Genomic DNA, 2,551 nt, shown 5'->3' on the forward strand with positions numbered 1-2,551 from the left:
GATGGTCCTGCAAAAGTTAAACGAAATCAGGATATTAATTATGTACTTAACGCAGTGGATCCAGATGGAGACGATGTTTCATACTATGTTGACTGGGGTGATGGAACATCAACTGGTTGGACAACACCATCTGCATCAGGTGACAATGTAACAGTAACTCATAAATGGACGAAAAAAGGAACATACCAAGTTAAAGCAAAAGCAAAGGATATCTATGGTTCTGAAAGTGGCTGGACTACAATATCTGTGTCTGTACCAAGGGTTATCTCAGTTAATGTTTTATTGCATAGGATCTTGGAACGATTCCCACATGCGTTTCCGATACTAAGAAAAATAATAGCAGCATAAAAAAACAAAATCTAACCCTTTTTTTCTTTTTTTATTTTTGTTTGAATGGTGATATCATATTTTTCTTTTGATAAAGAAACATAGTGTTTGATTTTGTTAGTTCTTATGCCATATGTAAATAGGAAAATTGATTTGTTTGTTGGAAGTTTTTCATTTTTTTGATTTTATCACCAAATATTTATATGCCTATCTGACTTTAAATGTCTGTATTTAATGGGGGAGAAAAAAAATAATGATGAAAAAATTTTTTTGCCTAATATTTTGTGTGCTAATGATTATAACTATGGTGCCTGCAACAGCTTTTTCAACAGCAGTAGAGGTTAAAAAACCAATTACAAAAACTGTTTCTTTGGATTTAGTATCTCAGACAGAATCTACTTCACCAACTCCTGGGCATATGGCAATTCCACGCCCTCATCCTGATTTATCTACTATAAAAAGAGATGTTGTTACTATTCCTGATGTAACAGTAAGTAGTATGAGTGGTATCGTTGTTGATATGCTTGAGCAGGTTGATGAATCAGTGATATTGGGCTACCTTGAAGAGCTGGTTGGTTTTGGTCCACGTGTTACCGGTACTCCTGCATGTGTAGCAGCAGCAGGATGGATTTACAACGAGTTTCAAAATATGGGTCTTTCAGTTCGTTATCATAATTGGAGTAACGGGGGATATACATCAAAGAATGTTGAGGCAACAATATACGGAATGGAATCTGAAGATGAAATCTATATTATTTGTGGGCATTATGATACAGTGTCTGGTAGCCCTGGTGCTGATGATGATGGTTCAGGTGTTGTTGCTGTTATGACAGCAGCTTATATTATGAGTCAATACGTTTTTAACTACACTATTAGGTTCGTAACATTTTCTGGAGAAGAGCAGGGTCTTTTGGGGAGTGAGGTGTACGCGCAACAGGCTGCTGCGCAAGGGGAGAACATTGTTGGTGTGCTTAATGCTGATATGATAGGGTTTGCTTTATCAGCTTATGATGGGAGCAACTTAAAAGTGTATGAGGATACCGCATCTGAATGGCTTTACACATTCACAAATAATGTGAAAAATCAATATAATGACTATATACATTTAAATCTGTTACACAGTGGGTACACGTGGGGGAGTGACCACAACTCTTTCTGGGACTATGGTTATTGTGCGCTGTTTTACCATGAGTACAATTTTAATGATTATTACCACTCACCCGAGGATACCATTGAAAACATGAACATTACTTATGCTACAAAAGTTACAAGGATTATGCTTGCTACACTTGCTGAACTCGCTCACCCTAGTTACCCTAGCAACCCCCCGGCTGTACCAACAATCACTGGTCCAATAAACGGTGTCATAAACCAAGAATATACATATACTGTTGTTACAACCGACCCAGACGATGACGATGTTTACTACTACATTGACTGGGGAGATGGAACAAATAGCGGGTGGCTTGGTCCATATACCTCTGGGGCACCAATACAATCATCACACACATGGCTAGGTTTAGGTAGTTACCAGGTTAGAGTGAAAGCAAAAGACATAAATGCCGCTCAAAGCACTTGGTCAGAACCACTAGTTGTAACAATATTTGGTAATGCGCCGCCAAACAAACCAACAATAGATGGCCCAACAAACGGAAAAATTGGAGTAACCTATCAATATAATATCACTGCAACAGACCCAGATGGAGACCAAGTTTATCTTTTTGTGTCATGGGGTGACAACACCAACACCGGCTGGATAGGACCTTACAGCTCTGGTGAGGTAGTGATAGTAAGCCACAAATGGAATAGAAAGGGAACTTATACTATAAGCGCCAAAGCCAGAGACATATGGGGGTATGAGAGCAGCTGGGCGACACTCACAGTTGTCATGCCTAGAGATCAGTCTATCAGCCAACAAACCAGCCAACAAAACAATCAATTACTACAAATGATGACAAAGACAATAAAACAGATAAGCAACAGGTAAACAAAAACTCTTCTTTTTTCTAGTGCCCAAAAATTCTTTTTGTCACAATAGTAGCATAACTCCCCTTCGGCAAAGTAAAAGATAACATGATTTTATACCTATTTTTACCAGAATCGTTAATCTCATCAACTGTCGGTTCATTTATCGTGAAACCCTCTGGTTTCAGAATGGTCTCTCTCTCACGTGTTTTAAAAAAACTACCTGTTTCTCGTTTGATATCAAAATCTTCCAACCTAA

3 protein-coding genes are annotated in these 2,551 nt (G+C 38.3%); 2 read left to right on the plus strand and 1 reads right to left on the minus strand.

Going from position 1 to position 2,551, the window contains the following annotated elements; all coding sequences use genetic code 11:
• Positions 1-348: PKD domain-containing protein (locus tag QHH19_07160; protein ID MDH7518098.1), on the plus strand; the 348-nt coding region annotated here is incomplete at its 5' end.
• Positions 349-631: 283 nt separating this feature from the next.
• A complete protein-coding gene (locus QHH19_07165) occupies positions 632-2,314 on the plus strand; it encodes a M28 family peptidase (protein ID MDH7518099.1) in 1,683 nt (560 codons plus the stop codon).
• 19 nt (positions 2,315-2,333) lie between these two features.
• Here the strand turns inward: QHH19_07165 and truD are convergent.
• On the minus strand, positions 2,334-2,551 hold a 218-nt coding region (gene truD / locus QHH19_07170; protein MDH7518100.1), incomplete at its 5' end, for a tRNA pseudouridine(13) synthase TruD.

The organism is Candidatus Thermoplasmatota archaeon (genome assembly GCA_029907305.1).
GTDB lineage: Archaea > Thermoplasmatota > E2 > DHVEG-1 > DHVEG-1 > JARYMC01.